At 66.6% G+C, this 6,868-nt stretch carries 7 protein-coding genes; 6 read left to right on the forward strand and 1 reads right to left on the reverse strand.

Annotated features, from left to right (window positions below; all coding sequences use genetic code 11):
• Positions 1–58: 58 nt before the first annotated feature.
• Positions 59–1,528 (forward strand): DEAD/DEAH box helicase, encoded by a 1,470-nt coding sequence (locus ACE3P2_RS04665; RefSeq protein WP_374261582.1) that lies wholly within the window; start codon positions 59–61, stop codon positions 1,526–1,528.
• 291 nt (positions 1,529–1,819) lie between these two features.
• Here the strand turns inward: ACE3P2_RS04665 and ACE3P2_RS04670 are convergent, their stop codons facing one another.
• Entirely contained in the window at positions 1,820–3,151 is a 1,332-nt protein-coding gene (locus ACE3P2_RS04670) for a CorA family divalent cation transporter (protein WP_374261584.1), read from the reverse strand.
• 207 nt (positions 3,152–3,358) lie between these two features.
• On the opposite strand from ACE3P2_RS04670, the gene ACE3P2_RS04675 reads away from it, so the two are divergent.
• The 5 genes from ACE3P2_RS04675 (at position 3,359) to ACE3P2_RS04695 (ending at position 6,537) form a co-directional block, all read left to right on the forward strand.
• Positions 3,359–3,778 carry a CBS domain-containing protein gene (locus ACE3P2_RS04675; RefSeq protein WP_374261586.1) on the forward strand — a complete coding sequence of 140 codons (420 nt, stop codon included), beginning with the start codon at positions 3,359–3,361 and terminating at the stop codon, positions 3,776–3,778.
• 74 nt (positions 3,779–3,852) lie between these two features.
• The gene (locus ACE3P2_RS04680) at positions 3,853–4,707 is read left to right on the forward strand and encodes a UDP-2,3-diacylglucosamine diphosphatase (protein ID WP_374261588.1); all 855 of its coding nucleotides are present in this window, start codon (positions 3,853–3,855) and stop codon (positions 4,705–4,707) included.
• Positions 4,704–5,894 carry a glycosyltransferase gene (locus ACE3P2_RS04685; RefSeq protein WP_374261590.1) on the forward strand — a complete coding sequence of 397 codons (1,191 nt, stop codon included), beginning with the start codon at positions 4,704–4,706 and terminating at the stop codon, positions 5,892–5,894. The genes ACE3P2_RS04680 and ACE3P2_RS04685 overlap by 4 nt, the downstream gene beginning before the upstream one ends.
• Before the next feature lie 66 nt (positions 5,895–5,960).
• Positions 5,961–6,200 carry a hypothetical protein gene (locus ACE3P2_RS04690; RefSeq protein ID WP_374261592.1) on the forward strand — a complete coding sequence of 80 codons (240 nt, stop codon included), beginning with the start codon at positions 5,961–5,963 and terminating at the stop codon, positions 6,198–6,200.
• 151 nt (positions 6,201–6,351) lie between these two features.
• A complete protein-coding gene (locus ACE3P2_RS04695; RefSeq protein WP_374261593.1) occupies positions 6,352–6,537 on the forward strand; it encodes a hypothetical protein in 186 nt (61 codons plus the stop codon).
• Positions 6,538–6,868 lie beyond the last annotated feature (331 nt).

Below are 6,868 nucleotides of genomic sequence, written 5' to 3' on the forward strand. Positions count from 1 at the left end.
TGACTAATTTCATGGTGCACCGCAGTAAAATGCCCGCACCCAAAACGTGATCACATCCATGTCGTTTTCCGAACTCGGACTCATTCCCGAAATCCTGCAAGCCGTCGCCGACGCCGGCTACACCTCGCCGACGCCGATCCAGCGCCAGGCGATCCCGGTCGTCCTCGCGGGCCATGACGTCATGGGCGGCGCCCAGACCGGCACCGGCAAGACCGCGGGCTTCACCCTGCCGCTACTCAACCGCCTCGCCCGCCACGCCAGCACCTCGACCAGCCCCGCCCGCCACCCGGTCCGCGCGCTGATCCTCGCCCCGACCCGCGAGCTGGCGATGCAGGTCCACGAATCGGTGAAGATGTATTCCAAGCACGTCCCGCTGCGCAGCACCTGCATCTACGGCGGCGTGGACATGAATCCCCAGATCCAGGAACTGCGCCGCGGCATCGAGATCGTCATCGCGACGCCGGGCCGCCTCCTGGACCACGTCCAGCAGAAGACCATCGCCCTCAACCAGGTCGAGATGCTCGTGCTGGACGAAGCCGACCGCATGCTCGACATGGGCTTCATCCCGGACATCCGCCGCATCCTCGCGCTGCTGCCGGCCAACCGCCAGAGCCTGCTGTTCTCCGCTACCTTCTCGGACGAGATCAAGAAGCTCGCCGACCAGATGCTGAAGAACCCGCAACTGATCGAAGTCGCCCGCCGCAACATGGTCAGCGAGACCATCGACCACGTGGTGCACCCGGTCTCGGCCGGTCTCAAGCGCAACCTGCTGGCCCACATCGTCCGCCACGAAGACGAAGCCAACCAGGTGCTGGTGTTCGTCGATACCAAGTTCGCGTGCAGCCGGCTGGCCCATTTCCTCGAACGCCACGACATTTCGGCCGACTCGATCCACGGCGACAAGAGCCAGCAAGCCCGTACCGAGACCCTCGAGAACTTCAAGAGCGGCAAGGTGCGCGTGCTGGTCGCCACCGACGTGGCCGCCCGCGGCCTCGACATCGAAGACTTGCCCTCGGTCATCAACTTCGAGCTGCCTCACACCGCCGAAGACTACGTCCACCGCATCGGCCGCACCGGCCGCGCCGGCAAGAAGGGCAAGGCGGTGTCGCTGGTGAGCGCCGAAGAACGTCACCGTCTCGCCGACATCCAGAAGCTGATCAAGCTGGAGATCCGCCAGGAAATCGTGCCCGGCTACGATCCCGAGCCCGACTTCTTCGACGCCGACGGCAGCAGGCGCAAGCGTGGTGGCAGCAGTGCCGCCGCACCGGCCCCCGCCCGCGCGCCCGACGGCGAACGTCGCAAACGTACCGAACGGGAACCTCGGGAAACCCGGGAGCCGCGCGAGCGTGGTCCCCGCGCCCGCCAGCCGTCCCACATCGCCCCCGACGGCTTCGACTTCAGCAAGCCCTACGAGCAGCGCAACCCCAGCGCAACCGGTGCGGACGATGCCGCGCCCAAGTCGATCGGCAACCAGAAGTCCCCGCGTCCGATCGCCTTCCTGCTGGGCGGCCTCGGCCGCAAGCACTAAGCGCCACGAGGCGGCGGCCGGCCCGGCAATCGCCGCAAGCGCCTCCCGCCCTCCTCTCCTCCTGCGCTTTCCGGCGGCTGGGGCGTGGCCTCAGGCCGCAGCCAACGGTCGTCGATCTCCTTCGTCAAGCCCAGAAAACCGAGCATCCCCACCAGCAGCGAACACAACTGGATGGCCAGCGCCACCGACCCGAATTTGCCGACGATGGGCAGGTGCAGGACGGCATGAAGAGGCAGCGACGTCGCCGGGCGCGATTCCACAGCGCGGTGTCGGCGGGCCGCCCATCACGCCTCAGCTGGTGCGGGTGAGGCTTCCCTCGCCGCTGCGAGCGCTGTCCTTGATCTTGCGCCCCTCGAAATATTTCAGCCCCACGTAGGTCGCCCACCCCACCAGCCCCGCCCCGACGGCAAAGGCGCCGTAGCTGATCGGCCACGGAATGCCTTCGGTCATCATCGAAAACTCCGACATCCCGCCCATGCCCGCCAGGATGTTGATCGGCATGAACACCATGCCGAACGCCGTAAGCTGCGAGACGCGCTTGTTCTGGTTGATGTTGATGAAGCCGATGGTCGCGTCCATCAGGAAGTTGATCTTGTCGAAAAGGAACGCGGTATGGCTGTTCAGTGATTCGATGTCGCGCAGGATTTCCCGCACGTCGTCGCGCTGCCCGGCCGACAGCAACTTACCGCGCATCAGGAAGGAGAGCGCCCGCTGGGTGTCGAGGATGTTGCCGCGAATCCGCCCGTTGAGATCTTCCTCCTCGGCGATGGCAGCTAGGATCGCCGCGGCCTCCTCGTCGCTCATGGTTTCGCTCAGTACCTGACGCCCCACCTTGCCGAGCGTCGCGTAGATGTCCTCCAGCGAATCCGCCGAATACTCCACGTCGGCGCCGTACAGGTCGATCAACAGGTCGAAGCCGTCGGCCACGTAGCCCGGCTGGGTGCGCGCGCGGCGTCGCTGCAGGCGGAACACCGGCAACTCCTCGTTGCGCACCGTGAACAGCACCCCGGCGTGCAGGACGAACAGCACAGGCACGCTGCGCGAGTCCCCATCCCGGTCGAGCAGGAAGTTCGAGTGCAGATGAATGTCGCCGCTCTCGGCCACCTGGAAACGCGAACTCACTTCAAGATCGATGGCCTCTCCCGGATCGGGCAAGGCCACCCCGAAATGCTCGCCGACGAACAGGCGTTCGGCCGGCGTAGCGTTGAGCAGGTCGACCCACAGCGGACTGAGCGCCTGCATGTCGCGTCGGCCGGTAATCGCGCGTTGCTGCAGACGTCCCGCCACCAGCTCGAAGGCATTGACCTGGCTTTCCGACTGCGCCGGCCCGCTGCTCCCCAGCAGCCGCTCGCGCAGCGGCTCCGACACCTCCCAAAGCACCTCGTTGCGGCGCGCGTCGGGGAGCTGCCGCCACAGCAGCTCGACGTCGTCGGCCGCCAGGGCCTCGAACAGGCTGCCGAGCTCACCGGCCGGCAGCTTCGCCAGCAAGGTCTGGATCTCGGCCAGATGCTTGCGGTGCACCATCACCTCCACCAGTTGCCGCCGCGGCATGTTCTGGTTATGGACCACATCCTCCACCAGCTTGTGCTTGCGAAGCAGCTCCGTGATGTATTCCTGGGACATGGGCGGTCGCTGGCCGGGGCCAAAAGCGCCCACGATAGGCGGCCGAGGTGACGACAACGTGACAGCGGCACGCCGCGACGCCGCTGTAACCTGAAAGCGCCCCGCGCGTACTACAGTAAAAGTGAGGGTCTAAGGCGCCGCCCTAACGGCACGGCCACCTCGACGCCCGATAGCGCATTACCGTCTTTCATCGCTCCGGAGGGCATCATGACCAATCGTCCGCTCCAACTCATCGTCAGTCATCAGGACCCGCTCATCCTCGCGCCGGGCCGCAGCGTGCAGCAGGCCTGCCAGCACATGTGGGATCGCCGCGTCGGCGCCGTTCTGGTGGTCGAGGACGAACGCCTTGTCGGCATCTTCACCGGCCGCGACGCCGTGCGCGCCCTCGCCGAAGGACGCGCCCCCCGCGATACGCCACTCGCCGACGCCATGACCCGCGATCCGGACAGCATCGCGCCCGACGCCACCGCCATCGACGCGCTGCGCCGGATGAGCGACGGCGGCTACCGCCACCTGCCCATCGTGGCCGACGGCCGGGTAGTCGGCATCGTCTCCCGCGGTGATTTCCAAGGGCTCGAGCTCGACAAGCTGGAAAGCGAGACCGGCCTCTGGGAACGCATCGCCTGACACGCGCCGCCGCCTCCATCAAAGCTCAACATATCGGAAACGGAACAGTCATCTTGGCCGGCTAGGGTGCCGGAATGCAGCGCGTCCGCACCCTCTTCCTGTCCGACGTCCATCTCGGCACCCGAGCCTGCCAGGCCGAGCATCTGCTCGAATTCCTGCGCGAATTCCAGGCCGAGCAGACCTATCTGATCGGCGACATCGTCGACTTCTGGGCCATGCACCGCAGCATCTGCTGGCTGCCGTCCCACAACACCGTCGTCCAGAAGCTGCTGCGCCGGGCGCGCCACGGCGAGCGCATCGTGTTCATCCCAGGCAATCACGACGAAGTCCTGCGCGACTACGTGGGCAACGCCTTCGGCGGCATCGAAGTCGAGCCCGAAGTCGTCCACGAAACCGCCGACGGCCGCAAGCTGCTGCTCATCCACGGCGACATCTTCGATCAGGTGACACGCCATCACCGCTGGGTTGCCGTGCTCGGCGACGTGGCCTACAACCAGCTCGTGCGGATCAACATGTGGCTGTCGTGGGTGCGCCGCAAGCTCGGCCGCTCGGGCTACTGGTCCCTCGCCGGCTACGCCAAGCGACGCATCAAGACCGCCCTCAACTTCATCTTCGACTTCGAGGATTCGGCGATCCGCCACGCCCGTGAGCGCGGCCTCGACGGCATCGTCTGCGGCCACATCCATTGGGCCACCATCAAGGAAATCGACGGCCTGCTCTACGTGAACTGCGGCGACTGGGTCGATTCCTGCACCGCCATCGTCGAACACTTCGACGGCCGCCTCGAACTCGTCGCCTGGGGCGCCGGTGCCGCCGCCGCCCTCCCCCTCGAACTCGCCCCGCCGCCCGTCGCCGCGTCGGTTCCGCTGACCACCGCCACCGCGCCCTCCGAAACGGTCGCCGGCGTCGCCATGAAAGCAGCCCGATGATCCGCGTCCTGATGGTCTCCGACGTTTACTTCCCGCGCATCAACGGCGTCTCCACGTCGATGGAAACCTTCCGCCGCGCCCTCGCCGGGCTCGGCATCGACGTGCGCCTGATCGTGCCCCGCTACGGCGACGAAGCCGACGAGGCCGGTGTGATCCGCATCCCGGGCCGGCGCCTGCCCAACGACCCCGAAGACCGCCTGCTGCCCTGGCGCGCGATGCACCGCCGGGTCCGCGAGGCCGCCGCCGACTGCGATCTGATTCACGTCCAGACACCTTTCGTGGCCCATTACGCCGGCCTCGCCGCCGCCCGCCACCACGGGCTGCCGGTTCTCGTCACCTACCACACGCTGTTCGAGGAGTACCTCCAGCACTACGTGCCCTGGCTGCCCGCGCGCTGGCTGCGCGGCCTCGCCCGGCGCTTCTCGCGACGCCAGTGCAACGCGGTCGACGCCGTCGTCGTGCCCTCCTCGGCGATGGCCGAGCGGCTCCGAAACTACGGCGTGGGCGCGCCGATGCAAGTTCTCCCCACCGGCATTCCCCTCGCCCGCTTCGCCGACGGAAACGGTGCGGCCTTCCGCGCCCGCCTCGGCATCGAGCCCGAGCGACCGCTCGCGCTGTTCGTCGGTCGTGTCGCCCACGAAAAGAACATCGGCTTCCTGCTCGACGCCTTCGTCCACAGCCAACGACGCTGCCCCGACGCGTTGCTCCTCATCACCGGAGAAGGCCCCGCGATGGATGCCCTGGGCGAATACGCCCGGCAACGCGGACTCGACGACGCCGTCCGCTTCCTCGGCTACCTCGACCGCGAGCGCGACCTGCCCGACTGCTACGCCGCCGCCAGCCTTTTCGTCTTCGCCTCGCGCACCGAAACCCAGGGCCTGGTACTCATCGAAGCCCTCGCGTCGGGCACCCCCGTCGTCGCCCTTGCCGCGATGGGCACCACAGACATCCTCGTCGATGCGCCCGGATGCATCGCCGCACCGGACGACGCACCCGCCTTCGGCGACATCGTCGGGCGCCTCCTGGCCGACCCCGAGCGCCGCCAAGCCATGTCCCGGGACGCCCGCCACACCGCGGCGCGCTGGTCCGATCAGGCCATGGCCGTGCGTCTGGCCGACTTCTACCACCAGACCCTGGCCAGCCATGCACAGGTCGCCACCGAACCCGGCCCCGAGCCGGCCTCGTGATCACCCGACGCAGACATCGCCAGTGCGACGCCTGCAATTTTTGTGGAATGCCGTGAAGAGGGAACCATGACGACCAAAGTCTATTGCTACCACTGCATGACCTACCACCATCCGGAGACGATGCGAAAGATCGTCAGCCGGGGCCAGACCCGGTGGCGCTGCATCCGTTCCATCGAGGCCACACGCAAGGACATCGCCCAACGGGACGCCTTTGGTCGCCAGCAGTCCGCCCTCAATCTCGCCAGCGCACGCCGGGAACAGGAACGGATGCGCAGCGGACGGCGTGACTTCGCCCTTCGCGCCTGAGCACGCCGCTATCCGTCCGCCTCAAGGAGGCCTAAAGAATGCGCGCGCCATGCCGTTTAACTGCCTCGACGTCATCGAAGTGCATGTCGTCGTCAAACTGCAATGCTTTGCGGTAATACTCTTTCCTGCTCGAATGCTCTGGAGACCGCGCATGACCAATCAAACCCCGTCGTCCGCAAGCCACCACCCGTGGCTCGACGCCGTCGTGCACTGGATCGCGGAGACGACGCGCGAATCCCGCCTCGCCCGCCTCTCCACCATCGGCTTGAACATTCCCTGCGACGCCGAAACCACCAGCGAACGCTGGCACGAGGTGATCTGGCTGCGGGAAAGGTGACCCCTTCGCCAGTGCAGCTGCCCGCGAAACACATTTACACAAGCAAATTGTTGCATCGCACAATTCACTAGCTTATTCTGACGCGGTCTCCTCCACCCTCCTCCATTGGTGTGGATTTCAACCCGGGTAGCAACCGCTGCCCGGGTTTTTTTCTACCCGTGCCCAGCATGCGCCTGCCATCCGCCGCACCTGAACCGCCCCGGGTTTCGCGGAGGCCGTTTGGCTTTAGTCAGGCCATGACAGCCTGACCGGTTTGACTGCGGTAATAGTTTGCCTCAGCTTCGGCCGGCGGCAGGTAGCCAATAGGGGCGAGCAGCCGATGATGGTTGAA

This window comes from Zoogloea sp., from assembly GCF_041911615.1.
Taxonomy (GTDB): Bacteria; Pseudomonadota; Gammaproteobacteria; order Burkholderiales; family Rhodocyclaceae; genus Zoogloea.